25 protein-coding genes are annotated in these 26,529 nt (G+C 63.6%); 17 read left to right on the forward strand and 8 right to left on the reverse strand.

What is annotated here, in order from left to right:
- The first annotated feature begins 41 nt into the window (after window positions 1-41).
- The 3 genes from K3756_RS00675 to K3756_RS00685 all read left to right on the forward strand — a co-directional run bounded on the left by K3756_RS00675 (window position 42) and on the right by K3756_RS00685 (window position 3,867).
- Complete coding sequence (locus K3756_RS00675) at window positions 42-707, forward strand: glutathione S-transferase family protein (RefSeq protein WP_259989923.1); 666 nt, start codon at window positions 42-44, stop codon at window positions 705-707.
- 63 nt (window positions 708-770) lie between these two features.
- Window positions 771-1,799, forward strand: coding sequence for a tRNA epoxyqueuosine(34) reductase QueG (gene queG / locus K3756_RS00680; RefSeq protein ID WP_259989925.1), 1,029 nt, complete (start codon window positions 771-773; stop codon window positions 1,797-1,799).
- 64 nt (window positions 1,800-1,863) lie between these two features.
- Window positions 1,864-3,867 carry a hydantoinase/oxoprolinase family protein gene (locus K3756_RS00685; RefSeq protein WP_259989926.1) on the forward strand — a complete coding sequence of 668 codons (2,004 nt, stop codon included), beginning with the start codon at window positions 1,864-1,866 and terminating at the stop codon, window positions 3,865-3,867.
- Window positions 3,868-3,921: 54 nt separating this feature from the next.
- Here the strand turns inward: K3756_RS00685 and msrA are convergent, their stop codons facing one another.
- The gene (gene msrA, locus K3756_RS00690; RefSeq protein WP_259989928.1) at window positions 3,922-4,431 is read right to left on the reverse strand and encodes a peptide-methionine (S)-S-oxide reductase MsrA; all 510 of its coding nucleotides are present in this window, start codon (window positions 4,429-4,431) and stop codon (window positions 3,922-3,924) included.
- Window positions 4,428-4,871 (reverse strand): peptide-methionine (R)-S-oxide reductase MsrB, encoded by a 444-nt coding sequence (gene msrB, locus K3756_RS00695; protein WP_259989930.1) that lies wholly within the window; start codon window positions 4,869-4,871, stop codon window positions 4,428-4,430. Before msrB ends, msrA begins: the two co-directional genes overlap by 4 nt.
- Window positions 4,872-4,998: 127 nt before the next feature.
- Between msrB and K3756_RS00700 the strand changes: the two genes are divergently transcribed.
- Complete coding sequence (locus tag K3756_RS00700; RefSeq protein ID WP_409202412.1) at window positions 4,999-5,517, forward strand: glutathione peroxidase; 519 nt, start codon at window positions 4,999-5,001, stop codon at window positions 5,515-5,517.
- Here K3756_RS00700 and K3756_RS00705 read toward each other — a convergent pair.
- From K3756_RS00705 to ade, 5 genes are all read right to left on the reverse strand, one after another.
- Complete coding sequence (locus K3756_RS00705; RefSeq protein ID WP_259989931.1) at window positions 5,514-6,380, reverse strand: DMT family transporter; 867 nt, start codon at window positions 6,378-6,380, stop codon at window positions 5,514-5,516. The two genes, K3756_RS00700 and K3756_RS00705, sit on opposite strands and share 4 nt — an antisense overlap.
- A 64-nt stretch (window positions 6,381-6,444) precedes the next feature.
- The gene (locus K3756_RS00710; protein ID WP_259989934.1) at window positions 6,445-7,542 is read right to left on the reverse strand and encodes a histidine kinase dimerization/phosphoacceptor domain -containing protein; all 1,098 of its coding nucleotides are present in this window, start codon (window positions 7,540-7,542) and stop codon (window positions 6,445-6,447) included.
- Window positions 7,543-7,685: 143 nt separating this feature from the next.
- Window positions 7,686-7,976 carry an HU family DNA-binding protein gene (locus K3756_RS00715; protein ID WP_259989936.1) on the reverse strand — a complete coding sequence of 97 codons (291 nt, stop codon included), beginning with the start codon at window positions 7,974-7,976 and terminating at the stop codon, window positions 7,686-7,688.
- A 140-nt stretch (window positions 7,977-8,116) separates the two neighbouring features.
- Window positions 8,117-9,586: an AMP nucleosidase gene (locus K3756_RS00720; RefSeq protein ID WP_259989938.1), complete on the reverse strand. Its 1,470-nt coding sequence runs from the start codon at window positions 9,584-9,586 to the stop codon at window positions 8,117-8,119.
- A gap of 77 nt (window positions 9,587-9,663) precedes the next feature.
- Window positions 9,664-11,472: an adenine deaminase gene (gene ade, locus K3756_RS00725; RefSeq protein ID WP_259989939.1), complete on the reverse strand. Its 1,809-nt coding sequence runs from the start codon at window positions 11,470-11,472 to the stop codon at window positions 9,664-9,666.
- Window positions 11,473-11,522: 50 nt separating this feature from the next.
- On the opposite strand from ade, the gene K3756_RS00730 reads away from it, so the two are divergent.
- From K3756_RS00730 to K3756_RS00765, 8 genes are all read left to right on the forward strand, one after another.
- Complete coding sequence (locus K3756_RS00730) at window positions 11,523-11,945, forward strand: glyoxalase/bleomycin resistance/extradiol dioxygenase family protein (protein ID WP_259989941.1); 423 nt, start codon at window positions 11,523-11,525, stop codon at window positions 11,943-11,945.
- Between the two features lie 24 nt (window positions 11,946-11,969).
- Window positions 11,970-12,206, forward strand: a complete 237-nt coding sequence (locus K3756_RS00735; RefSeq protein WP_259989943.1) for a hypothetical protein — start codon at window positions 11,970-11,972, stop codon at window positions 12,204-12,206.
- Between the two features lie 5 nt (window positions 12,207-12,211).
- Window positions 12,212-12,355, forward strand: coding sequence for a hypothetical protein (locus K3756_RS00740; RefSeq protein ID WP_259989945.1), 144 nt, complete (start codon window positions 12,212-12,214; stop codon window positions 12,353-12,355).
- An 80-nt stretch (window positions 12,356-12,435) separates the two neighbouring features.
- Window positions 12,436-13,176, forward strand: a complete 741-nt coding sequence (locus tag K3756_RS00745) for a class II aldolase and adducin N-terminal domain-containing protein (RefSeq protein WP_259989947.1) — start codon at window positions 12,436-12,438, stop codon at window positions 13,174-13,176.
- A 24-nt stretch (window positions 13,177-13,200) separates the two neighbouring features.
- Window positions 13,201-14,361 (forward strand): acyl-CoA dehydrogenase family protein, encoded by a 1,161-nt coding sequence (locus K3756_RS00750; RefSeq protein WP_259989950.1) that lies wholly within the window; start codon window positions 13,201-13,203, stop codon window positions 14,359-14,361.
- A gap of 282 nt (window positions 14,362-14,643) precedes the next feature.
- Window positions 14,644-16,623 carry an acetate--CoA ligase family protein gene (locus K3756_RS00755; protein WP_259989952.1) on the forward strand — a complete coding sequence of 660 codons (1,980 nt, stop codon included), beginning with the start codon at window positions 14,644-14,646 and terminating at the stop codon, window positions 16,621-16,623.
- Window positions 16,624-16,634: 11 nt separating this feature from the next.
- Window positions 16,635-17,414 carry a carnitinyl-CoA dehydratase gene (locus K3756_RS00760; RefSeq protein ID WP_259989954.1) on the forward strand — a complete coding sequence of 260 codons (780 nt, stop codon included), beginning with the start codon at window positions 16,635-16,637 and terminating at the stop codon, window positions 17,412-17,414.
- A 66-nt stretch (window positions 17,415-17,480) separates the two neighbouring features.
- The gene (locus K3756_RS00765; protein WP_259989956.1) at window positions 17,481-18,734 is read left to right on the forward strand and encodes a glycosyltransferase family 4 protein; all 1,254 of its coding nucleotides are present in this window, start codon (window positions 17,481-17,483) and stop codon (window positions 18,732-18,734) included.
- Between the two features lie 4 nt (window positions 18,735-18,738).
- Here K3756_RS00765 and K3756_RS00770 read toward each other — a convergent pair whose 3' ends face one another.
- Complete coding sequence (locus K3756_RS00770) at window positions 18,739-19,848, reverse strand: polysaccharide export protein (protein WP_259989958.1); 1,110 nt, start codon at window positions 19,846-19,848, stop codon at window positions 18,739-18,741.
- A gap of 90 nt (window positions 19,849-19,938) precedes the next feature.
- Here K3756_RS00770 and K3756_RS00775 point away from each other — a divergent pair, with 90 nt between their 5' ends.
- The 5 genes from K3756_RS00775 to K3756_RS00795 all read left to right on the forward strand — a co-directional run bounded on the left by K3756_RS00775 (window position 19,939) and on the right by K3756_RS00795 (window position 26,413).
- Complete coding sequence (locus K3756_RS00775; RefSeq protein ID WP_259989960.1) at window positions 19,939-20,787, forward strand: NAD(P)-dependent oxidoreductase; 849 nt, start codon at window positions 19,939-19,941, stop codon at window positions 20,785-20,787.
- Window positions 20,784-21,395, forward strand: coding sequence for a sugar transferase (locus K3756_RS00780; protein WP_259989962.1), 612 nt, complete (start codon window positions 20,784-20,786; stop codon window positions 21,393-21,395). Before K3756_RS00775 ends, K3756_RS00780 begins: the two co-directional genes overlap by 4 nt.
- A gap of 130 nt (window positions 21,396-21,525) precedes the next feature.
- Complete coding sequence (locus tag K3756_RS00785) at window positions 21,526-23,433, forward strand: nucleoside-diphosphate sugar epimerase/dehydratase (RefSeq protein ID WP_259989964.1); 1,908 nt, start codon at window positions 21,526-21,528, stop codon at window positions 23,431-23,433.
- A 116-nt stretch (window positions 23,434-23,549) separates the two neighbouring features.
- The gene (locus K3756_RS00790; protein ID WP_259989965.1) at window positions 23,550-25,712 is read left to right on the forward strand and encodes a YjbH domain-containing protein; all 2,163 of its coding nucleotides are present in this window, start codon (window positions 23,550-23,552) and stop codon (window positions 25,710-25,712) included.
- Window positions 25,709-26,413 (forward strand): YjbF family lipoprotein, encoded by a 705-nt coding sequence (locus K3756_RS00795; protein WP_259989966.1) that lies wholly within the window; start codon window positions 25,709-25,711, stop codon window positions 26,411-26,413. Before K3756_RS00790 ends, K3756_RS00795 begins: the two co-directional genes overlap by 4 nt.
- Window positions 26,414-26,529: the final 116 nt, after the last annotated feature.

Genomic DNA, 26,529 nt, shown 5'->3' on the forward strand with positions numbered 1-26,529 from the left:
CGCGGGGCATTGAAGTTGAAACCCAATTGTCCGGAGTGACCATGGCCCGTCTGTTCCACGTTCCCCTGTCGCCTTTTTGTCGCAAGATCCGGTTGAGCCTTGCGGAGAAGAAGGTCGAGGTGGAACTGGTCGAGGAGCGCTATTGGGAAGAGGACCCCGATTTCCTGCGCCGCAATCCGGCGGGCAAGGTGCCGGTGCTGCGGCTGGACGGGATCATGATGGCCGAAAGTGCGGCGATCTGTGAATATATCGAGGAGACGCGCCCCGAGCCGTCGCTTTTGCCGAGCGATCCGACGCAGCGTCTGGAAGTGCGCCGTCTGGTCAGCTGGTTCGATGACAAGTTCCATCACGAGGTGACGTCGAAGCTGCTCTATGAGCGGGTCAACAAGAAGGTCATGCAGGCGGGATACCCCGACAGCAAGAACGTCAAGGCCGGGGCCAAGGCGATCAAATACCATCTGGGGTACATGACGTGGCTGCTTGACCATCGGCGCTGGCTGGCCGGTGATGTGATGACACTCGCCGATTTCGCGGCGGCGGCGCATCTGTCATCGCTGGACTATATTTCGGACGTGGATTGGAAAAGCTGCCCGGAGGTGAAGGACTGGTATGCCAAGATCAAGTCGCGCCCCGCGTTCCGGTCGATCCTGGCCGATCAGGTGTCCGGATTTCCGCCGCCGCGGCATTACAATGATCTTGATTTCTGATCACCTGCGCCCCGTGTCGGACGGCCCGTGCGCGGTGCCGTCGGATTTGAGTTTAAGGGCAAGATGAAGGACGCGCTGAAGCCGCGACTGGTTGCCCGCGCGCTGGAAGAGGGGTTTGTGGCCTGCCGGATCTGCAAGCCCGGCGATGTGCCCCATGTCAGGGAGCGGCTGGACGCCTTTGTGGCGGCGGGATACCACGGGCAGATGGGGTGGATGGCCGAGCGGATGGCGTGGCGCGGTGATCCACAAGCGCTGTGGCCGGAGGCGCGTTCGGTCATCATGCTGGCGGAGAGCTATGCCCCGCTACACGATCCGCTGGAGATACTGGAGCATCCCCGGCAGGGCGCTGTATCGGTATATGCTCAGGGGCGGGACTACCACGATATCGTGAAGAAACGGCTCAAGCGGTTGGCGCGGTGGCTAGTGGCGGAGGCGGCCTGCGAGGTGAAGGTGTTTGTCGATACCGCACCGGTGCCCGAGAAGGCGCTTGCGCAGGCGTCGGGATTGGGATGGCAGGGCAAGCACACCAATGTCCTGAGCCGTGATTGGGGCAATTGGGCCTTTTTAGGGTCTGTTTTCACCACGCTTGATCTGGAGCCGGATGCGCCTGAGGTCGATCATTGCGGCAGTTGCACCGCCTGTCAGGATATTTGTCCGACGCAGGCGTTTCCCGCCCCTTACCAGTTGGACGCGCGGCGGTGCATTTCCTATCTGACGATCGAGCACAAGGGGCCTGTGGCGGAGGATCTGCGCCCGGCGCTGGGCAACCGCATTTATGGCTGTGACGATTGTCTGGCGGTGTGCCCGTGGAACAAGTTCGCGGTTCGCGCGAGCGACATGCGGTATCACGGCGGGGCCGGCGGCGATCTGGCGACGCTGGTGGCGCTGGATGATGCGGCGTTCCGGGCGCGGTTTTCGGGCTCACCGATCAAGCGGATCGGGCGTGCGCGGTTTGTGCGCAATGTGCTTTATGCCATTGGCAATTCCGGTGATGCGGCGTTGCGGGGGGCCGCTGCGGCACTGTGTGACGACCCGGATGGTGCGGTGGCCGATGCGGCGCGCTGGGCGGTGGCGCGGTTGGACGTTGCGTGACGCGAATGGGCGGTTTTCGGGGTGCGCGCTGGCGTAGATCAGCGGCGTTCGGCGGGAGAGAGTGATGGCGATTTTGTTGGGTGTGGATACCGGCGGGACCTATACCGACGCGGTGCTGCTGCGCGACGAGCGTGAGGTGATCGCGAGTGCCAAGGCGTTGACGACGCGCCATGATCTGGCGGTGGGGGTGGGCAATGCTGTGGCCGCGGTGCTGGCGGCATCGGGGGTGCGCGCGGCAGACGTGTCGCTGGCGTCGCTGTCGACGACGCTGGCCACGAATGCGCTGGTCGAGGGGCAGGGGGGCCGTGTAGCGCTGATCCTGATCGGGTTCCGGCCGCGTGATCTGGAGGCCCATGGTTTGCTGGAGGCCCTGAAGGGCGATCCGTATCTTCTGGTTTCGGGGGGCCATGATCATGCGGGGGGAGAGGCGGCGCCGTTGGATGAAGCGGCGATTACCGCCTTTTTAGAGACGCATAAGGGTGAACTCGGCGGTTTTGCTGTTGCGGCGCAATTCGCCACGCGTAATCCGGCGCATGAACGGCGTGCGATGGCGTTGGTGGCCCGCGTGACAGGGTGCCCGGTGTCGGCGTCGCATCAGCTGTCTGCGAAACTGAACGGGCCGAAGCGGGCGATGACCGCGATATTGAACGCCCGTCTGATCGGCATGATCGAGCGGTTGATCGGACGGGCAGAGGCGTGTTTGCGCGATCTGGGTGTCGTGGCGCCGATGATGGTGGTACGCGGAGACGGGGCGCTGATTTCGAGCGGGCAGGCGCGCGCGCGACCGATCGAGACGATCCTGAGCGGACCGGCGGCATCGATTGTCGGGGCACGCTGGATGACGGGCGCGCGCGACGCGATCGTGTCGGACATCGGGGGGACGACGACCGATGTGGCGTTGTTGCGCGAGGGGCGTCCGGCGATTGATCCGGCGGGCGCGCGGGTCGGGCCGTTTCGCACGATGGTCGAGGCGGTTGCGATGCGGACAACCGGATTGGGCGGCGATAGCGAGGTCCATTTCGTGGCGGAGGGGCTGTCGGGGGGCGTGACGCTGGGGCCACGGCGGGTTTTGCCGGTGTCACTGGTGGCCGCGGACGCACCCGAGGCCGTGCATGCGGCGCTGGATGCGCAGCTGCGCCGGGCGGTGCCGGCGGAGCACGACGGGCGGTTTGTACGGGCTGTTGAAGGCGCGCAATACGCCGGATTGGGTGCGCGGGAGCGGACGCTGCTGGACCGGATCGGCACGACGGTGCGCCCGCTGGAAGACGTGCTGCGCGCACGGGTCGAGACAGGGGCGCTGGATCGGTTGTGGGGCTGGGGCATGGTGCAGATCGCCGCTGTTGCGCCATCGGATGCGGCGCATTTGCTTGGCCTGTCGGATGCCTGGGACGCGGATGCCGCGCGAAAGGCGCTGCAGCTGTTTGCGCGCAGGCGGACGGGCGCGGGGGAGCCGTTGGCCAAGGACGCAGAGGACATGGCGCAGATGATCGTGGCGCAGTTGCAGCGGCAGACGGAATTGGCCTTGTTAAAGACTGCTTTTGCCGAAGAAGGCCAGGATTTTGGTGCGGCGCCGGACGTGTTGGCGCGGCATGCGCTGTTGCAGCGCGGGTTGGACCAGCACCGCGGGTTGGTGCGGCTGGACGCCGGGTTGGCGGTGCCGGTCATCGGGTTGGGCGCATCGGCGCCGACCTATTATCCGGCCGTGGGCCAGCGGCTGGGTTGCGAGATGATACTGCCCGCGCATGCCGACGTGGCCAATGCCATCGGTGCGGTTGTCGGGCGGGTGACCATGCGCGAGACAGGCACCGTGACCGCGCCGAGCGAAGGCACATTTCGCGTGCATCTGGCCGAGGGGCCGGAGGATTTTGCCGATCAGGAAACCGCATTGGGCCGTCTGGAAGACGTGCTGCGCACGCGGGCGTGCGGCGCGGCAGAGGCGGCGGGTGCGGCGGACATCACCGTTGATGTGATGCGCGATATCCGTACCGCAGGGGTCGAGGCGCGCGAGGTATTTGTGGAGGCGCAGATGACGGTCGAGGCCTCGGGGCGGCCACGGGTCGCCGGATAATACGGAAAGACCCAAAGAAAAACCCCGGCGCGGGGCCCGGGTTTTGCAGGGTGTCTATTCAGCCGCGGCGCGTTTGGGCAAGACCCAGTCGGGGCGCGGGAAGTGGCAGGTGTAGCCGTTGGGAATACGCTCCAGATAATCCTGATGCTCGGGCTCTGCTTCCCAGAAATCGGACACGGGTTCGACTTCGGTGACGACCTTTCCGGGCCAGATGCCGGAGGCTTCGACATCGGCGATGGTGTCGAGCGCCACCGCTTTCTGATCCTCGCTGGTGTAGTAGATCGCGGAGCGATAGCTCATGCCGCGGTCATTGCCCTGCCGGTTGAGCGTGGTGGGATCGTGGATCTGGAAGAAGAATTCCAGCAGATCGCGGTAGCTCATCCGGTCGGGATCAAAGATCACTTCGATCGCTTCGGCATGGGTGCCGTGGTTGCGGTAGGTGGCGTTGGGCACATCACCGCCGGAATAGCCGACACGGGTGGATGTCACGCCGTCCATCTTGCGGATCAGATCCTGCATGCCCCAGAAGCATCCACCGGCCAGTACTGCACGTTCATCGCTCATGCGACATCCTCCACTTGATCAATGTATTGTCCGTATCCTTCGGCTTCCATGTCGTCACGGTGCACAAACCGCAGCGACGCGGAGTTGATGCAATACCGCAGCCCGCCGCGATCGGCCGGACCGTCGGGAAACACGTGGCCCAGATGGCTGTCGCCATGTTTGGAGCGCACTTCGGTCCGCACCATGCCCAGCGAGGCATCGCGGTGTTCGGTCACGTTGTCGATGGGTTTGGTAAAGCTGGGCCAGCCGCAGCCGCTTTCGTATTTGTCGGACGATGCAAAAAGCGGTTCGCCCGAGACGATATCGACGTAAATGCCCGGTTCCTTGTTGCCCAGCAACTTGCCTGTGCCGGGGCGTTCGGTGCCCGATTCCTGTGTCACGTGATATTCTTCGGGCGACAGGGTCGCGATCACGTCGGGGTTTTTGGTGTACTCTGGCATGGTGTCTCCTTGCGCGGGTGTCGGGCAATAGATGGGGTGTTTTGCGCCGATTTCAAAGGGTCCGCCACGATCTGTGAACCAAGGGGCGCCGTGCTGCGTATTGTTAGGGAAAGCGGAGGATCGAGAGATGCGCATTATCATGGCGGTACTTTTGTGGATGGGGGCGGGTGGCGCGTGGGCCGCGCCGCTGGATACCGTGTTTGCCAACATCGACGGCGGCACCATCGAGATGTCGGATTTCCGCGGAAAGCCGGTTCTGGTGGTCAACACCGCGTCGCAATGCGGTTTTACCTATCAGTATGACGGGTTGCAGGCGCTTTATGATGCGTACCGCGACCGGGGGCTGGTGGTGCTGGCCGTGCCGTCCGACGATTTCAACCAGGAGCTTGCCAGCGCCGAGGCGGTGAAGGAGTTCTGCGCATTGAACTTTGCGCTGGATCTGCCGATGGCGGATGTGAGCCGTGTGAAGGGCGCCGATGCCCATCCGTTTTACCGCGCGGTGCGGGCCGAGACCGGATTTGTGCCCCGCTGGAATTTCAACAAGGTCCTGATTGCCCCTGACGGGGCGGTGGCGGGCAGTTGGGGATCGAATGTGAAGCCACGCTCGCCCAAGATCACGCGCCAGATCGAGGCGATGCTGCCCTAGGTGCGTTGCCGCGACAGCTGTACCGCGAGGATGCCGAGGGTGATGATGATGACACCCGCCACATCGCGCGGACCCAGCGTTTCGCCCAGAAGGAGGGCCGCGATCAGCACGCCAAAAAACGGATTGAGAAAATGGAACGTCGCGGCCCGTGTGGCCCCGATGCGCCCGACCAGCCAGAACCAGATGGCCGTGGCCGCGAGGCCCGGCACAAAGCAGGTATAGAGAAACGCCCAGAGCAGGGGCCACGTGGGGTTGACCATTGGTGTCTCGAACAGGGCGGTGGCGACCGACAGGACCGCGCAGCCGACCAGCATTTGCAGCCCCACCACCATCAGCGCGTTGCCCCCCGATGTGGCCCCGCGCACCATGAGGGTCGCCGTGGCCAGCGCCAGCACCCCCAGAATACACAGCATCAGCCCCATCGGTTCGACACCGGCCGTCAGCCGTGCCCCCATGATCAGGCCCACGCCCGCCAGCCCCGCCAGCAGCCCCAGCACGCCCACGGGCCGCAGCCGTTCGCCCAGAAACAGGAACGAGAAGAACGCCACCAGCAGCGGCATGGCCGATGCGATGATCGCGGCGAGCGAGGCTTCGATCGTTTGCATCGCCACGAAGAAGAGGCCGAGGTAGATCGCGTTTTGCGCCACGCCGAAGACGATTGTTGCCCGCCACTGGGCCGCCGTGAGCCGCCAGTGCTGGCCCAGCATCAGCGCGATGCCGACCCCCACCAGACCCGACAGCAGGTAGCGCGCGGAAAGCGCCAGCAGCGGCGAGGCGTCGGCCACGATGATACGCGCCGACGAAAAGGCCGACGACCACATCAGGGCAAACAACAGCCCCATGCCGATTGCGCGTAGATCCATGATGTCTGCCCCCGGTGCCCGTTGGCCGCACCATGTTGCAGAACGCGGGGCGGGGCAACCGCGGTCAGTGTCTGGGGAACAAAAGCACCAGATGCGCGCCGTCGCCTGTCAGTTCGTGGGTGAGTGTGCCGCCGAGATTGGACGCGGCGGCGGCGACGAGGCTTTGCCCGATGCCGCTGACGGCGGAGCCCTTGGGGGCTGGCGCGCTGTCGCCTTTGCCGTTGTCGGTCGCTTCGAGCATCAGGTGATTGTCGGCGGTGCATTTCAGCCGCACGGCGATGTCACCTGCCCCGCCTTCGTCGAACCCGTGCTTGATGCTGTTTGCGACAAATTCGCTGAGCACGATCCCGAGATCGGAGGCGTGGTTCGAGGGTAGGTCGACGGCATCGAAATCGCCGTGGATCGACAGGCCATCGGGGGCGTTCTGTTGCAGGGTTTCAATGATGCCGGTCAGGTATCTGTCGACGCTGATTTTGGCGTCGCTGCCGGAATGTTGCAGCTGCTGGTGCAGGCTCGACATGGAATCGATGCGCCGCTGGACCGCGTCAAGGGCGGCGCGGGCGGTCGGATCCTCGATGGTGCGGGCATAGATGCGGACCATTGAGGAGGTGGCCTGCAGCGAATTCTTGACCCTGTGATCCATTTCGGCCCGCAGGATTTCCTGATTGCGCAGGGCGCGTTTCAGCTCAAGCTGTTTGACCACCTGCGCGGCCAGCGTGCGCAGGGTGGCGCGCTGGAACGGGGTCAGCCTGCGCGGGCGGTTGTCGAGGATGCACAGGGTGCCCAGCGGCATATGCCCCGCCGCCAGAAGCGGCGCGCCAGCGTAGAAAAGCATCGGCGGGTCGCTGTCGTGCAGCAGCGTGTTGTCCGCGGTGCGCGGATCGCGGCGGGTGTCCTCGATTTCGAGGATATCGTCCTGCAAGATCGCGTGGGCGCAGACGGCGGTGGTAAAGGGCGTTTCGGGCAGCGCCATGCCGGTGCGGGCCTTGAACCACTGGCGGTCCTCGTCAACGAGCGAGATCAGCGCGGTCGGCACGTCGCAGATCGCGGCGATCAGGTTCACGATGTCGTCGAACTGGTCCTCGGGCGCGGTGTCCAGCACGCCAAAGTCGTGCAGGGTTTCGATCCGCCGGGGGTTTTGTGGATGGGGTGGTGCGCGCACGGATGTTCCCCCGCTGGGTATTCAGGCAGTCCGTAACGGACCTGCCGCAGTTGTGGACCAATCAACACACCCTGTCCACAGACCGCACAAAAAAAGGGCCGCCCGACGGGCGACCCAATTCATACTGTCCCCGAAAGGCGGGATCAGCCGTTAACGCTGTCTTTGAGCGCTTTGGCGATGGTCATTTTCACGACCTTGTCCGCTTCTTTCTTGAACTGTTCGCCGGTCGCAGGGTTGCGCACCATACGCTCGGGGCGTTCGCGGCAGTAGATTTTGCCGACGCCGGGCAGGGTCACTGCGCCACCGGCGGAAACTTCGCGGGTGATCAGATCGCAGACTGCTTCCAGTGCTGCGCCTGCAGATTTCTTATCCGTGTCCATCTCTTCGGCCAGAGCGGCGACGAGCTGGGTCTTCGTCATTGGTTTGTTTGCCATTTGTTATGTCTCCTTCGTCCGCCCGAATATTGGGCCTCATTGGCAGAATGTAACGGTATGTTGTGATCAAACACAACGAATAGTGGCGTGCCAGACGAAGAAAACTGAGGTTTTTTGCGTTTTTTTGCCAGTTTCGACCCCTAGAGGAAGGCCGTTTCGTCGAAAGAGCGCAATTTCCGGCTGTGAATCCGCTCCAACGGCATATCGCGCAGCTGTTCCATGGCGCGAATTCCGATCATCAAATGCCGCGAAACCTGCGTTTTATAGAAGTCCGAGGCCATGCCCGGCAGCTTGAGTTCACCGTGCAGGGGTTTGTCGGACACGCACAGGAGCGTCCCGTAGGGCACGCGGAAGCGGTAGCCGTTGGCCGCGATTGTCGCGCTTTCCATGTCCAGCGCGATGGCGCGGCTTTGGCTCAGGCGCTGCACGGGGCCGGATTGGTCGCGCAGTTCCCAGTTGCGGTTGTCGATGGTGGCGACCGTGCCGGTGCGCATCAGGCGCTTGAGTTCGAAGCCTTCAAGTTGCGTCACCTGTTCCACCGCGCTTTCCAGTGCGATCTGTATTTCGGCGAGTGCCGGGATCGGCACCCAGACGGGCAGATCGTCGTCCAGCACGTGATCTTCGCGCAGATAGGCGTGGGCCAGCACGAAATCGCCCAGCGCCTGCGTGTTGCGAAGCCCCGCGCAGTGACCGACCATCAGCCATGCGTGCGGGCGCAGCACGGCGATGTGATCGGTCGCGGTTTTCGCGTTCGAAGGCCCGACGCCGATGTTGACCAGCGTGATGCCGGACCCGTCGGCGCGTTTGAGATGATAGGTCGGCATCTGCGGTGTTTTCGGCGAGTCCGGCAGTGGCGCATCGCCATCCGTAATCTCGACATCGCCGGTCGACACGAAAGAGGTATAGCCGCTGTCGGGATCGCGCAGCATCGTGCGGGCGTATTCCTCGAACTCGGTGACGTAGAACTGGTAGTTCGTGAACAGCACGTGGCACTGGAAATGGTCGGGGTCTGTCGCGGTGTAATGCGACAGGCGGGCCAGTGAATAGTCCACCCGCTGTGCGGTGAAGGGCGCGAGGGGGCGGACATCATCGACCGGCTGGTAGGTGCCGTTGACGATATCGTCGTTGGTGGTGCTGAGATCGGGCACGTCGAACACGTCCCGCAGGGTGAAGTCGGCGGCGCCTTCCTGTGGCACGGTGATCGTGGCGTCGGATGTCATCGCGAAATGGACCGGAATGGGGGTGTCGGATGCCCCGACGACCACCGGCTGGCCGTGGTTTTCGATCAGCAGGCCGATTTGCTGGATAAGGTAGTGCCGGAACAGATCGGGCCGCGTTATCGTGGCGGCAAAGGTGCCGGGCGAGGACACGTGCCCGAAGCTGAGCCGCGAATCCACCCGCGCATAGGACGAGGTGGTAAAGCGCACTTCGGGATAAAAGGCGCGGATGCGGGTCTGGTCGGGGGTTGTTTCCATCGCGTCGTTGAAGTGGCTGCGCAGGAATTCGGTGGCCTGGGTATAAAGCTCGGTCAGCCGGTCGACCGCCAGTGTCGCGTCATGGAAGGCCTGCGGCTTGGGGGTGTCGGGGATGAGGATCTTGAACTGTTTCATGTCATTTCTTCTTTGCGTCGGACCGGGGGCCGCCCGTATGGCGGGGCCGGAGAGGTTTTTCGGGAGCGGAGGTGGTGTCAGGAGACGATCACATCCACGAATTCGAAGCTGCGCACATCCACCAGCCCCAGATCGGAAATCCGCAGTTCGGGGATCACCACCAGCGCCAGCAGGGAGTGTTGCATGTAGGCGTTGTTGAGCGTGCATCCGCAGTCGCGCATGGCCTGCATCATCGCGTCGGTTTTGGCGGCCAAATCGGCGGCCGGGCTATCGGACATCAGCCCCGCAATGGGCAGATCCACGGTGGCCAGCTCTGCCCCGTCGCGGAACAGGGTTATCCCGCCGCCCAGATTGCGCAGGTGGTTCGCGGCCAGCGCCATCTGGTCGGCGTCGGTGCCCACCACGATCATGTGGTGGCTGTCGTGCGCCACGGTCGAGGCCATTGCCATGCGCCCCGTGTACCCGAACCCCGACACCAGCGCGTTTGTCACGCCGCCCGTGGCCCGGTGCCGTTCCACCAGCGCGATCTGGCAGACGTCGCCGTGCGATTGCACGCGGCCATCGGTGACCGGCAGTTCGAATTGCAGCGCGCGGGTGGGCGCCTGATTTTCCACCACGCCGATCACGTTGGCGGTGACCGCGTTGGCCCCGGCGGGGGCCGGGATGTCAAAGTCGGACGCGCCCAGATCGCGCGCCATGTTCACCGTTTGCCGCGCGCGTTGCGGCCAGTCGTAATGCGGGCAGTCGGCAAGGCAGATGCCATCGCGTGCCACGATCCGTCCGCGGGCGATGACGGTCTCGATGGGCAAGGTGCGCAAATCCGACGTCAGGATAATGTCGGCGCGGCGCCCCGGGGTGACCGACCCGATGTCACGCTCCAGCCCGAAGTGGGTGGCGGTGTTGATCGTGGCCATTTGCAGCGCCACGAGCGGACCACACCCGCAGTCGATCGCGTGACGCACCACGCGGTTCATGTGCCCGTCGTTGACCAGCGTGCCGGAATGGCAGTCGTCGGTGCACAGGATCATGTTGCGGCTGTCGAGCCCCTTTTCCGTGATCGCGGTGATCTGTGTTTCCACGTCGTACCACGCCGAGCCGAGCCGGATCATCGACCGCATCCCCTGCCGCATGCGGGTGATGGCGTCCGCCTCGCAGGTGCCTTCGTGATCGTCGGCGGGGCCGCCCGCGACATAGGCGGCGAAGGCAGGCCCCAGATCGGGCGAGGCGTAGTGCCCGCCGACGGTTTTACCCGCCCTTTGCGTCGCGGCGATTTCCGCCAGCATTTGCGGGTCGGCATTGCTCACCCCGGGGAAATTCATCATCTCGCCCAGACCGATGATGCCCGGCCAGCCCATCGCCTGCGCCACGTCATCGGCCGAAATCTCGAAACCGGTGGTTTCCATACCGGGGGCCGAGGGCGCACAGGAGGGCATCTGGGTGAAGATGTTGACCGGCTGCATCAGCGCCTCGTCGTGCATCATGCGTACCCCGTCGAGGCCCAGCACATTGGCGATCTCGTGCGGATCGGTGAACATCGACGTGGTGCCGTGGGGGATGACCGCGCGGGCAAATTCGGCAGGGGTCAGCATGCCGCTTTCGATGTGCATATGCCCGTCGCACAGGCCCGGGATCATGTAGCGACCGGCGGCCTCGATGATTTCGGTGTCGGGGCCGGTGCAGTGATCGGCGTTCTGCCCCACGAAGGCGATCCGCCCTTTTACGATCGCCACGCTGTGATCGGGCAGCGTTTCGCGGGTGTGGACATTGACCCAGATACCGCCACGGATCACTGTATCTGCGGGGCTGCGCCCGGCGGCGACATTGACCAGATCGGCGGCCACATCGGGCCATGCGGGAAAGGATGTGGGGGAAGTTTCTTGCGTCATGGCGTAAGGTGACACAGGGTTTTGGAAGGTTCAAGCGCGGGGAGAGTGGAATGGACTATGAAACCGTATCGGCCGAAGATTTCGGCGCAAACCTGCGGGGTCTGGGCATCAACATACTGGTCCGCGATGTGGTGTGGCACACGCAATTCCTGCGCGATGTGTTCGGCATGACGGCCCACCGCGTCAGTGCCGATTTCGCCATCGTCACCTACGGGCGCGAGGTGTTCCAGCTGCACAGTGACGGGACATATCATTCGAACCCCCTGCTGGGCCTGCTGCCGGAACTGCCGCCGCGCGGTGCGGGTCTCGAGATCAGGCTCTATGACACGGACCCGCAAGCGGCCTGCGACAGGGCAGAGGCGGCGGGCGGCAGCGTGCTGCAGGCCCCGACCGACAAGCCGCATGGCCTGCGCGAGGCGTATATCCTGTGCCGCGACGGGTATGCATGGGTGCCGAGCCAGCCCATACAGTAAGGCGCGGCTGGCGAGGAGGGCAGTTTGGATTTTACCTATCTGTGGGCCGAGGCCGTTCCGATCCCCGCCCATGCGCTCGCCGCGCTGGGGGCGTTGGTGCTGGGGGCGGTGCAGCTTGCGATGCCGAAAGGGGGCCGGGCCCACCGCTGGATGGGCAGGCTCTGGGTTGCGATGCTGGGCTTTGTCGCCGCGAGCAGTTTTTCATTCACGAGCTGCGGCTGGTCGGCCCGTGGAGCCCCATCCACCTGCTGTCGGTGCTGACGCTTGTGTCGCTGGTGCAGGCGGTCAGGGCCGCGCGGCGCGGCGATATCGTGCAGCATCGCGCGATTTATCTTTACGCGCTGGTCATCACGGGCGCGTTCACCCTGCTGCCCGGCCGGACCATGCATGCGGTGTTTTTCGGCGGCTGACACGGCACGCTGTCGCAGATGGGCTGGACGGTCGGTTTCAGACGTGGTTGCGTGACCCAAAAGGGTAGGAGAATTCACGCATGACGGCGAATATGGCGCATTGGGAGGCGCGAGTGGACATGGCGGCGGCGTTCCGCTGGACGGCCCGTTTGAACATGCACGAAGGGGTCGCGAACCACTTTTCCGTCGCGGTGAACGCGTCGGGGACCGAATTCCTGATGAACCCCAACCAGGTGCATTTCAGCAGGATCAAGGCGAGCGACCTGTTGTTGATCGACGCCAATGATCCCGCGACACTCGACCGGCCCGATGCCCCCGATCCGACGGCCTGGGGCCTGCACGGCGGAGTGCACCGGGCCTGCCCCCATGCGCGGTGCGTCATGCATGTGCATTCGATTTTCGCCACGGTACTGGCCTGTCTGGAGGACAGCCGGTTGCCGCCCATCGACCAGAACTGCTGTACGTTTTTCAACCGGGTGGTGATCGACGAGGATTATGGCGGGCTGGCCTTCGAGGATGAGGGCGACCGATGTGCCCGGTTGCTGCATGATCCGCGCCACAAGGTCATGGTGATGGGCAGCCACGGGGTGATGGTGATCGGGGATACGGTCGCGGAGACGTTCAACCGGCTCTATTACTTCGAGCGGGCGGCAGAGACCTACATCCGCGCCCTGCAAACCGGCATGCCGTTGCGCCGTATCTCGGACGAGGTGGCCGAAAAAACGGCCAGTGCGCTCGAACAATACCCCGATCAGGACGCCCGGCATCTGGCGGAACTGAAGGCGATTTTGAACAATGAAGGAAGTGATTATGACCAGTAGCCCGCGTGCGGAAGGCCGCACCGCATGATCTATGGCCTGAGCGAAGAGCAGTTGATGATCGCCGACACGGTGCGCACTTTCGTGGAAAAGGAGATCTATCCCCACGAGGCGTTGGTCGAACGCACGGGCGAAGTGCCACGGGAGATTGCGGAGGAGATCAAGCGCAAGACCATCGATCTGGGCTTTTATGCGTGCAATTTTCCCCAAAGCGTGGGCTGCGCGGGATTGAACCACGTGGAATTCGCGTTGGTCGAGCGCGAGCTTGGGCGGGGGTCCATGGCGCTCAACCATTTCTTCGGGCGGCCGCAGAATATCCTGATGGCCTGTGAGGGCGACCAGATCGAGCGTTACCTGATGCCGGCGGTGCGGGGGGAGCGGATGGATGCGCTGGCCATGACGGAACCGGGAGCCGGATCGGACGTGCGCGGCATGAAATGTGCGGCGGTGCGCGCGGGCGGTGATTGGGTGGTGAACGGAACCAAGCACTTCATCTCGGGCGCAGACCATGCGGATTTCCTGATTGTCTTTATCGCAACGGGGGAAGACGCCACGCCCAAAGGACCCAAGAAGCGCATCACGGCCTTTCTCGTGGACCGCGGAACGCCGGGCTTCACGATCCGGGACGGGTATAAATCGGTCAGCCACCGTGGCTACAAGAACATGATCCTCGACTTTGACGACTGCCGCCTGTCGGATGCGCAGGTCCTGGGCGAGGTCGATGGCGGTTTCGAGGTCATGAACACGTGGCTTTATGCAACGCGGATCACGGTCGCAACCATGAGCGTCGGCCGCGCCCGCAGGGTGTTCGACTATGCGCTGGACTATGCGGCCGAGCGCGAACAGTTCGGACAGAAGATCGGAAAGTTTCAGGGGGTGTCGTTCCAGCTTGCGGATATGATCACCGAAATTGACGCGGCGGACCTTCTGACCCTTGCCGCCGCGGATCGTTTGGACCGGGCGCTGCCCGCCAACCGCGAGATCGCGAGCGCAAAGCTCTACGCGTCGGAGATGCTGGCCCGCGTCACGGATGCGGCGATCCAGATCCACGGTGGCATGGGGCTGATGGATGACTATCCGCTGGAAAGGTTCTGGAGGGATGCGCGGGTCGAACGGATCTGGGACGGGACGTCGGAGATACAGAGACATATCATCAGCCGCGACCTGCTACGGGCACTGGGCGCATGACCGAGGTGTATCCGGGGGACCAGTCCCCCATCGGCCGATGGCCGATCCCCCCAGGAGTATATTTGGCCAAGAAAGATAGGGGGACCCGTCGCCGGACCCCCCTGATGAAAATAGCAGCGCTATCTCACTTGGCGCGGCCATCGGCCCTCCGGCCTGTTCCGCGCTATCGATATCGGGCGATTCCAGTTAATAAATGGTTATCTTATTTGGCCAAAAATACTCTCGCCGAAGGCATAAACCTCTTGGGAGCCTCGGGTCGCTATGCCCGGTAGGCTCTCGCGAATGCTCCAACCCCGGACCATTGCGGTGGTCGGGGGTGGTGCCTGGTGTTCGGACATTATTGAACAGTGCAGGGCGTTTGGATTTACCGGGCGGATAGATGTCGTTCATCCGAAATGCCACGTGGTGCAGGGCATACGGGCCGTGAGATGTATTGCGGATCTGCCCGGTCCACCGGATGCAGCGTTTGTCGGGATCAACCGGAATGCCAGCATTGATGCGGTGGCTGAATTGGCCAGCGCCGGATGTGGCGGTGCGGTCTGTTTTGCGTCGGGGTTTTCGGAGGCGTCGGGTGAGGACGCAGGCGGCGACGATCTGCAGGCGAAGCTTGTCGACGCGGCAGGTGAGATGCCAATTCTCGGGCCGAATTGCTACGGCTTTGTCAACGCGCTCGACGGGGCGTTGTTGTGGCCCGACCAACACGGGTGCCGCCGTGTCAAAACGGGTGTCGCGATTTTGACCCAGTCTTCGAACATCGCGATCAATCTGTCGATGCAGCAGCGCGGATTGCCGATCAGTTACGTGGTGACCTGCGGGAATATGGCCCAGACATCGCAGGCTGCGATCGCGTTGGATTTGCTCGACGATCCGCGTGTGACCGCGATTGGTCTGCACGTCGAGGGGTTCACGGATCTGGAGGCGTGGTACGCGCTGGCGCAGCGCGCGGCGGCGCGGGATGTGCCGTTGGTCGCGATCAAGGTAGGCAAATCGGATCAGGCCGTTGCCGCGGCGGTGTCCCATACGGCGTCTTTGGCGGGATCGGATGTCGGGGCCGATGCGCTGTTGTGCAGATTGGGGATCGCCCGTGTGGATGATTTGCCGACTTTTGTCGAAGCGCTCAAGCTGTTGCATTTTTCGGGACGGTTGTCGTCGAGCGCGCTATCCTCGATCAGCTGTTCCGGCGGGGAGGCCAGCCTGATTGCGGACACGGCTGTGGGTCACGCTGTCAGTTTTCCTGCGCTGACGGAGCTGCAGCGGACAGCACTGGCGCAGGCTTTGGGGCCGATGGTCGCGCTGGGTAATCCGCTGGATTATCACACCTATATCTGGCGGGATGTTGACCGGATGACGGCGGCCTGGCTGCCGATGGCGGCAGAGCATATCGGTCTGATGCTGATTATCGTCGACTATCCGGTGACAGACGCTGCCGATTGGGATTGCGCCACGCAGGCGGCGCTGAACGTGCGCGCGCGGTCGGGGCGTCCCGTGACCGTTGTGGCCACATTGCCAGAACTGATGCCGGCGGATGTGCGCGACCGATTGCTTGCCGGGGGGGTGGTGGCGATGGGTGGATTGCGCGAAGCGGTGGCCGCGGCGGAGGCAGCGGCGCTGCCGCCCGTCGCGTCGTCCTTGCCGCAGCCCTTGTTGCCGGGGGCGCCGCGGGATGCCGCGTTGGTCGGCGAGGCCGATGCAAAAGCGGCGTTGGCGGCATCCGGTGTGTGCGTGCCTGCGTCGGTCAGCGATCCGGCGCGCGCCAATACGCTGTCGCTGCCTTTGGTCGTCAAGGCCACGGGAGTGGCGCACAAGTCCGAGGTGGGCGGTGTCAGGCTGAACGTGGCATTGCAGGATGTGGCAAGCGTTTGCGCGCAGATGCCCGATGGTCCGCTCCTGATCGAGGAGATGATCGGCGGGAGTGTGTGCGAGCTTTTGGTGGCTGTGCTGCGCGATCCGGCACACGGGTTTGTGTTGACCGTGGGCGCGGGCGGTGTGTTGGCCGAATTGTGGGCGGATACCCGATCGGCGCTTGTGCCCGCGCCCCGAATGCAGGTTGCAACCATGCTGCGGGCGTTACGGGTGGCGCCGCTGCTGGACGGGTATCGCGGCCGCCCTGCCGCGCGTTTTGATGCGGTTGTCGACGCGATCATGGCGGTCCAGTCCTATGTCATTGCCAATGCCGCGCGGGTCGAGGAAATTGAAATCAATCCGCTGGTGTGCACGCCCGATCGTGCCGTCGCGGTGGACGCGCTGTTGCGTCGCAGTTGAGAGGTAGCACCATGGATCCCGTCAAGACACACCGCGAGGGCGCGATTTTGCAGGTCACGCTGGACCGGCCAAAGGCCAATGCGATCGATTTGCAGACCTCGCGCGTGATGGGTGAGGTGTTTGCGGGGTTCCGCGATGATCCCGAGCTGCGCGTCGCCATCATCACGGGGGCGGGGGACAAGTTTTTCTGCCCCGGTTGGGATTTGAAGGCGGCCGCCGACGGGGATGCGGTCGATGGCGATTATGGTGTGGGCGGATTTGGCGGATTGCAGGAATTGCGGGGGCTGAACAAGCCGGTGATCGCGGCGGTCAACGGCATCTGCTGCGGCGGGGGGCTTGAGTGGGCGCTGAGTGCGGACATGATCCTTGCCGCGGATCACGCCCAGTTCGCGCTGCCGGAAATCCGCTCCGGCACGGTGGCGGATGCCGCCAGCGTGAAGCTGCCCAAACGGGTGCCCTATCATATCGCGATGGAGCTTTTGCTGACGGGGCGGTGGTTCGATGCCCATGAGGGCAAGGGTTGGGGACTGATCAACGAGGTGCTGCCTGCGGCAGAGTTGATGGACCGTGCGTGGGAACTGGCGCGGCTGCTGGCGTCGGGACCGCCGCTTGTCTATGCCGCGATCAAGGAGATCGTGCGCGATGCCGAAGATGCCAAGTTTCAGGACAGCATGAACCGCATCACCAGGCGGCAGTTGCCGACGGTCGACCGGTTGTATGCGTCCGAGGATCAGCTGGAGGGCGCCCGCGCCTTTGCCGAAAAGCGTGATCCCGTCTGGAAGGGCAAATAGGGCGTTTGCCAAAATCGCGGAATGCTGGTCAAACTGGCACGGCACGCAATTTGATCGGTTGAATTCATGAACATCCTTTTCGTCCACCAGAACATGCCCGGGCAGTACCGCGAGTTTGTCCAATGGCTGGCCGCCACCAAGCAGCACCGCATCGTTTTCCTGACCCAGCGCAAGAACGCCCCGAAATTCGACGGCGTCGAGACGGTTCTGTATGCCCCGCACCACAAGCCCAAGCAGGGCACCTATGGATTGAGCCGGATATGGGAGGATGCAGCCGGCACCGGATTTGGCGCGGCGCTGGCCTGTGAAAAGCTGCGCGACGAGGGGCAGTTCACCCCCGATATCATCGTTGGCCACGTGGGGTGGGGCGAGATGACGTTCCTCAAGCATGTCTGGCCACAGACGCCAATTATCGGGTTCTTCGAGTATTATTACAGTGAAAAGGGCGGCCCGGTCGGCTTTGACCCCGAAGAAAAGATGACGCCGCACACGCCCTATTTGCTGGCGGCGCGCAATGCGGTGCCGATGGCGAATTACCACGTGGTCGACAAGGGTCATGCCCCGACCTATTGGCAGCGCGACCGGTTTCCCGAAAGTTTCCACGACAAGATGTACGTCTGCCATGACGGTATCCGCACCGACACACTGCGCCCCGATCCCGATGCCCGTCTGAACCTGCAGCGCCTGAACCGTGATGTGACGGCCGACGACGAAATCGTGACCTATATGGCCCGCAATCTAGAGCGGACGCGGGGGTTTCATGTCTTTATGCGGGCGCTGCCTGCCATCCAGAAAGCCCGCCCCAATGCCCGCGTTCTGATCATCGGGGGCAATGACGCGTCCTATGGCACCAAGAGCACCGCGCCGGGCGGGTTGCGCGGGGAAATGGAGGCCGAGCTGGGATCGCGGGTGGATTGGGATCGCACCCATTTTCTGGGTCAGGTGCCCTACGACCATTACCAGAAGATCATCCAGATTTCGCGCTGCCATCTGTACCTGAGCATGCCGTTCGTGATGTCATGGTCGCTGCTGGAGAGCATGGCGATGGAAGCGACGATTGTCGCGTCGGATGTGGCGCCGGTGCGCGAGGCGATCACACATGGCGAGACGGGGCTCTTGGTGGATTTCTTTGATCCCGCAGCAGTGGCAAATCAGGTGATCGAGGTGCTTAATGCCCCCGAAGACTTTGCCCATATCGGACCGAACGCCCGCAAGCGCGTGGTGGAGAATTACGATTTCCTGACCAAATGCCTGCCCGAGCATATCGCGCAGATCAACGCGCTGGTTCCTGCCGATCGCCGGATCGAAATGCCCGGCTGATCCCTCAGTTGCCGACGGCGCGTGCCAGACCGAAGGCGGAGCCGACAAGGCCGAGCACCGTGCGGGTGTTGGTGACCGGGCTTTCGGTTGCCAGCACCAGATCGCCGGAATTGATGTAGAAGTTGCCCGCAGAAAACAGACCGTCGGAGGTGGTCAGGTCGATGGTAAAGACCACCCGTTCGCGGCGCGGTCCGCGTTGGCCCGCACGCAGCGCGGAGGCGGGGTATTCACGCAGGATCAGCACGCCTTCGGGATTGGCGCGGCTGTCATCGACGCCGCCGATGATCGACATCGCATCGAGCGCGGACACGCGATCACGGTTGAACAGGTGCTGGCTTTCGGAACCGGCGGCCCCCAGCGACAGGAAATAGCGGCGGTCCGCTTCCACGATCAGCTTGTCCCCGCCGTGCAGGCGGGTGTCGAGCGTGGGGCTTTCGTAGAGCCGCGAGATCGATGTCTGGTAAATCTTGTGACCGCGGACGAGTTTGACCTGCGGGTTGTTGAGCGATTGGGTGACGCCGCCGCTGGCCGAGATGGCGGCGAGGACCGAGAAGTTCTGATCGGGCAGTTTGACGTTGCCGGGCGCCGACACACCGCCCACGACGTCAACGGAATTCGCGCGCCCTTCGGCCATGTCGAGCTGTACCTGCGCGCCCGGCAGGATCGCTTCGAGCTGGCGCTGAACGAGCGTGCGGGCGCTGTCGGGGGTGCGGCCGGACACGCGGATCTTGCCGATATAGGGGACAAAGATGCTGCCCGCGCTGGACACCCGTAGGTTTTGCAGGTTCGCGGCGCGTTGGCCCGGCGATGTCAGCAGCGAGTTTTCGCCGCTGTCCCAGACGATGACGTTGAGCATGTCGCCCGGTTGGATGATCTGTGCGCTGGACCCGTGGCTATGCGCCAGCCAGCCGTGGTGCGGTTGCCCGGTCGCGGGCCATTCGGCAACGCTCGGCAAAAAAGCGCGGGTGATCGGATAGAGCGCGAAATCGGCGTCGGGCGCATCTGCGGTGCGGGTGATCTCACGCTCGACAGCGGCACCGCGCGGCAGTGTGGAGCAGGCCGCAAGCAAAAGCCCAGCCGCGATAAAAGTGGCGTACCGTATGGATTTACGCATTCTGTCTACCCAATTTGCCCAGCGCGAATGTGGTTCTTGAAGAGGAAGAACTCTTGGCCAAACGCCCGGCGGACGATAAACGCTGGGACCATGGCGTCAATCACTACATCCCCGTCGGACCGTATTTCCGACCCAGTGTTGCTGGGCGGTAGCGGTCGGCTGGCGCGGATGCTGCGCGCCCATTGGCCCGGTGCCCTGTCGGTCCAGAGCCGCGGGGGCGCGCCGGGCACCCGCCGGATCGATCCGCTGGCCGATCCCGAGGGTCTCGCCGCCTTTGTGCGCGGCAAGGGGGATATCATCTGCATGGCGGGCGTCACACCGGCGCATGCGGCGGCAACGGATGACGCGCTGTCGCTCAATTCCGATCTGGCGCTGGCGGCGATTGCGGCGGCGGGGCCGGGGCAGCGGGTGTTCGTGATGTCATCGGCCGCGGTTTATGGCCGGTCGGACGCGGCGCATAAAGAAACGGACACGCCGCAGCCGTTGTCCGAATACGGTGCCGCAAAGATGCAGATGGAGCGCGTGGCGCTGGCGCGGGGCGGTCCGCGTGTCTGTGTGCTGCGCATCGGGAATGTGGTGGGGGCGGATGCGATCGTGGGCGGATGGGCACCCGGCATGACATTGCATGTGACCCCGGACGGGCAGACCCTGACGCGCAGCTATATCGGACCTGTGGGGCTGGCGCGCTGTCTGCATGCGCTGACGCAGGTGCCGGAGCTGCCCGATATCCTGAATGTCACCGCCCCCGTGCCGGTGCGTATGGGCGATCTTCTGGATGCTGCGGGGATGGCGTGGAGCCCCTTGCCCGCACCGGCAGGGGCCATCGCGAATGTGACGCTGGATCACCGCCGCCTGTCGCAGTATGTGCAGTTTGATCCGGCCGCCAGCACGGCGCGGGACATGATTGCGCAGTGGCGCGAGGGGACTGACACCGCATGACATGGCGCAAGCGCATTTTCGATCTTTTCTTTGCCAGCCTGCTGGTGGTGATCCTCGGGCCCGTTATCGTATTTCTGGTGGCATATATCTGGATCAAGCAGGGTCGCCCGCTGTTTTACGTGGCGGAGCGGATGAAAACGCCGGACGAGCCGTTCAACCTGTTGAAATTCCGCACCATGACGGTGGTGGAGGAAGACCGCGGCGTGTCGGGCGCGGACAAGGCGGGGCGGGTGACGCCGCTGGGCGCGCGGCTGCGGGCCAAACGGCTGGATGAATTTCCGCAGCTCTGGAACATCCTGCGGGGCGATCTGAGCTTTGTCGGGCCGCGCCCGCCGTTGCGCGAATACGTGGAGCGGTTTCCGGACGTCTATGCCGAGGTGCTGAAGTCGCGCCCGGGGGTGACGGGGTTGGCCACGATCCGTTTTCACAAGCATGAGGACCGGTTGCTGTCGCGGTGTGCCGATGCGCAGGAGACCGACGATGTGTATTGCCGTGTCTGTGTGCCGCGCAAGGCGCGTCTGGACCTGATTTATCAGCGCAACCAGTCAACGTGCTATGATTTCGATCTGGTTTTTCAGACCATCGGCAACCTGTTCCGGCGCCGATAGGCACAAAAACGCTACAGCGCGGGCCATACGTGTCACAGGACGTATTCAAACGGCGCGCGGTCCTCTATGGTCGTGACGCGTCTGCCGCATGTCCGCCCGTTTTTTCCGTTCTGTCAGAAAGCCGCCCTGAATGACCCTGCTCGGTTGGATCAAATCGCTTACCAAGAGCCGCAAGAGCCGCATCATGCTGGGCATTGATGTGGTGTTGCTGATGCTTGCGCTGCTGATTGCGCTGGTCGGGGTGAACCCGTCGGCCGATCTGCTGGACGGTATCGTGCAGTATTTGCCGGCCTTGCCCTATGTGCTCGCCGCGATGATCGTGACGCTCAAGCTGACGGGGGCGACCGATATACAGGTCAGCACCTATGATGCGGCGGCGATCGGGCTGACGGCGATGGTGGGGATGGTCATTGCCGGCACGTCGCTGGTGATGTCCGATCTGCTGGGCCTGCTGTTGCCGCTGAGTTTCCACGCCTTTTTCGGGGTGATCTTCTTTTCGTTGGTTGTGTGCAGCCGCGCCGTGATCCTGCAGATCGTGCTGGCGATCTACCGCAGGTCGGTGTCGCGGTGCCGGGTGCTGATCTATGGGGCGGGGACCACGGGGGCGCAGCTGGTGTCGGCGCTGCGCAGCCACGAGAGCATCGAGCCGGTGGCCTTTGTCGACGACAACAAGGCGCTGCAGGGCATGTCAGTGAGCCGGTTGCCGGTCTATGCCCCCGCCAAGATTGCCGAGGTGGTCGAAAGCGCCAAGATCGACCGTGTGCTTCTGGCGGTGCCGTCGCTGAGCCGCCCCAAGCAGGCCAAGATCGCCAAACGGCTGGAGATGATGGGTCTCGAGGTGCAGATGCTGCCGTCGTTTTCGCAGCTGATCGGGGATGAGGCGCTGATCGACAAGCTGACGCCCGTCGCGCCGCGCAGCTTTCTGGGCCGTGCAGAGGTGGCCCATCCGTTGGGCGACATGCGCGCCTGCTACAGCGGCAAGAGCGTTCTGATTTCGGGTGCAGGTGGCAGCATCGGGTCCGAACTGTGCCGGCAGGTGCTCGATTGCCAGCCATCGCGGTTGATCCTGTTGGAGCTGAGCGAGCTGGGTCTCTACAACATCGATATGGAGCTGCGTCCGCTGGCCGAAGCGGCGGGTCTGGAGCTGGTGCCGGTGCTGGGCTCCGCGACCGACGCGCGGCAGGTGCGCCGCCTGCTGGAGAAGCACGAGGTTCAGGTGGTCCTGCATGCTGCGGCCTATAAGCACGTGCCGCTGGTCGAGGCCAACCCCCTGACCGGATTGGTGAATAACGTGTTCGGCACGCAGACGCTGGGCGAGCAGTCGGCCCATGCCGGGGTCGAGCGGTTCATGCTGATTTCGTCCGACAAGGCGGTGCGCCCGACAAATGTGATGGGCGCGTCGAAGCGGCTGGCGGAACTGGTGGTGCACGATCTGGCGCGCCGCGCCAAGCCCGGCGGTACGGTTTTCACGATGGTCCGCTTCGGCAATGTGCTGGGGTCTTCGGGGTCTGTGATCCCGTTATTTCAGGACCAGTTGAGCCGGGGAGGGCCGCTGACCGTGACCGACCCCAATGTATCGCGGTATTTCATGACGGTTCAGGAAGCGGTGCAATTGGTGTTGCAGGCCGGAGGGCTGGCCAAGGGTGGCGAGGTTTTCGTTCTGGATATGGGCGAGCCGGTGTCGATCATGGCGCTGGCGCGGCAGGTGATCGAGGCGGCAGGCTATGACGTGCGGGACGCCGACAACCCCGACGGCGATATCGAGATCGAGATCACCGGGCTGCGTCCGGGCGAGAAGATGACCGAGGAGCTGACCCTGTCGGGCGATCTGCTGGGGACGAAGTATCCCAAGATTTTTGCCACCGACGAGGCGGGGCTGTCACAGATCGAGATTGCGGGCGCGATGCGGATGCTGCGGGAGGCCTGTGTCGCGCATGACGAGGAAATGGCGCGGCAGGTGGTGCGCAGATGGGTCGAGGGTTACGGCCCGCAGGACACGGGCGGCGCGGATGTATCCGCCGCGGAGAGCGCGTCCTGAGCAGGACCGAAATGTCACTTTCGCCCGCTGACCGGCGGGCCGGGGCGGCCACCGCTTGCGCCAACGGGCGGGGATGTGCAAAACCTCAACAGGTGAGGCGGCAGGGAAAAATGAAAATGATCAGAAGCAGTGTGATCCGGCCCGTTGGTTGTTCGGTGCTTATGGTCCTGATGACGACCACGTCTTTCGCGCAGCAATCGAACGAGACCCTTTTCAATCGGGCGAACCAGCCGACGCTGAACTTTTACGGTGTCCCCGGTTTGATCGACATGCCCACCGGCGAGGCGTTGCCGGACGGCGCATTGGCCATCGGCGTGTCAAGCTTTGGCGGCATCACGCGCACATCACTGACGTTTCAGGCGACACCCCGCATTTCTGCCAGCTTCCGGTATTCGGGGGTGAAGGATTGGGACTCGGACGGGTTCGATACCTACCGCGACCGCAATTTCGACGTGCGCTTCCTGCTGAACCGCGAAAGCCTGTATCTGCCTGCCGTGACGCTTGGGTTGCAGGATTTGGCCGGGACAGGCGTGAACGCGGGCGAATTCATCGCCGCCACCAAGACGTTCGAAGGCAGCCGTCTGCCGGGCACCGTGAAGGCGACCCTCGGTCTGGGCTGGGGCCGGTTGGGCAGTTCCGGCGGGATCGGCGCGCCGTTCGGGTCGGACAGGCCGGCGTTCGACCCCAACGATTCAGGGGGCGATTTTTCGACCGACCAATGGTTCCGGGGCGAAGCGGCACCCTTTGGCGGGATCGAATGGCAGGTCAGCGACCGGCTGGGCCTCAAGGCGGAATACAGTTCGGATGCGTATGAGCCCGAAACATCACGCGGTGTGTTCGAGCGCGAGTCGCGGTTCAATTTCGGGGCCGAGTACCAGGTGAACGAAAACATCCGGCTGGGTGGCTATTACCTCTATGGGTCGGAGTTCGGGGTGAACCTGCAGCTGTTGCTGAACCCGAACAAGCCGGTGGGGGCATTGCGCCTGCCCGCGCCACGCCCGCTGGATCGGCGGCCCTCGCGGCAAGCTGATCCGCAGGCCTATGACGGGCAGTGGGCGGCGGCGGAATCGGTTGCGTCCAACGCCGTGCGCGACGCGCTGACACCGCTGCTGGCTGCCGAAGGGCTGGACCTGATTTCGGCCAAGACGACCGCCTCGACCACGGAAATCCGCTACCGCAACAACCGCTACGGACAGGAAGCGGTTGCGGTCGGTCGTGTGGCGCGGGCGATGGCGCGGGTGCTGCCTGCGTCGGTTGAAACCTTCCGTATCACGCCCGTTGTCAACAATCTGGCGCAGGCGACGGTGACCTTGCGCCGGTCCGATCTGGAGGCGCTGGAGACAGTGCCGAACGCGACAGACGCGCTTTATGCGGTGACGGGTGTGGACAGTGCGACACCGACGCTGGACGGGGCCGCGGTGAACGAGGATCTCTTTCCCGAATTCAACTGGTCGATCGGTCCTTACGTCGACACGAGCCTGTTTGACCCCAACGAGCCGCTGCGCGCGGACGCCGGGATCGAGTTGAATTTTTCGTACCGGTTTTCGCCCGGGTGGACGGTTGCAGGGTCGCTCCAGCAGCGCCTGACCGGCAACATCGAGGACGACGACGACGAGAGCAATTCGGTGCTGCCACGGGTGCGCACGGATGCGTTCCGGTATTCCGCCGCAACGGAAACGTCGATCCGCACGCTGTATGTCGAGAAGCAGTGGAAACCCACGGCAGACACTTACGCGCGCGCAAGTGTCGGGTATCTGGAGCGGATGTTCGGTGGCGTGTCGGGCGAGGTGCTGTGGAAGCCCGCGACAAGCCGTTTGGCGCTGGGCGCGGAGTTGAACTATGCCCGCCAGCGTGATTTCGACCAGAAGTTCGGCTTTCAGGATTACGATGTGTGGACCGGCCATGCGTCGGCCTACTACGAGCTGGGATCGGGGTATTACGGGCAGCTGGACGTGGGCCAGTATCTGGCCGGTGATTTCGGGGCGACCCTGACGTTGGAGCGCGAGTTTGCCAACGGTGTGCGCATCGGCGGATTTGTCACGAAAACGGACGTGTCGTCCGAAGAGTTCGGCGAGGGATCGTTCGACAAGGGCATCAAGGTTTCGGTGCCGCTGAGCTGGTTCGTGGGCCAGCCGACCAAGCAACAGCGCAGCATCACCCTGCGGCCGCTGCAACGTGACGGCGGCGCGCGTTTGCGGGTGCCCAACAGGCTGTATGGACAGGTGCGCACCGGTGACGAGACACGTCTGAAACGCAATTTCTCGGGGATTTGGCAATGAGTTTGGCCCGGCGCCTTTGGGCGGTTTCGCTGGCATCCGTGCTGCTTCTCGCGGCGTGCAGTTCGGAGAGTGGCGATGATGTGAACCTGACCGCCCTGACGGTCGACGCGCTGCGCGGCGCGGTCGGGTCGCGCGGTGACGCGCCCGCCCCACCGGTTGTCGTGACGCCGCAAATGCTGGCCGAGACGAAGGTTGCCGCGTTGCAGGTAAACCCCGAAATGCGCGGCGGAAGTGACTTCCTCAAGCGGGTCGCGGTGCGCAACGATTCGGCGTTGGGACAGATCGAAATCTGGAATTCTTCCGACAATGCCCAGATTTTCCTCAGAAATGGTGTCGTAGCTGCAACACGTGGCGTGGGCCGGGACATAGTTTCGGCGGATGTTAGCCTATCGGTCAGGGCGGTGCAAAACCGCAGCAATTTGCAGGGCATCAAGCGCCTGAATGTGTCCGACGGTGACCTTACGACAACGGAATATGTGTTCGAATGTGTTGTGAGAAATCAAGGTGTTGAGAGTATTCGCGTTGTAAATCAGGTATTTAGCGCGACCCATTTGCGCGAGACCTGCGTCAGCGACCGTGCGGATGCCCGTCAGGTCGTCAACGACTACTGGGTGCAGGGCACAACCGGATTGGTGCGCAAATCGCGCCAATGGATGGGCCCGCTGTCCGGATACTTCGAGATCGTACTGCTTAAAAATTAGGAAGTTTGCCCAGATGACCGGAATGACACACTGATTTCTCGTCATGCGGGCGCAGAGACGTTGTGATGTAAGATTATATGAGTTAGTGATAACGCAGGATTCAGGGGCTGGGATGC

Origin of the sequence: Sulfitobacter sp. S190 (assembly GCF_025141935.1) — a bacterium.
Lineage (GTDB): Bacteria > Pseudomonadota > Alphaproteobacteria > Rhodobacterales > Rhodobacteraceae > Sulfitobacter.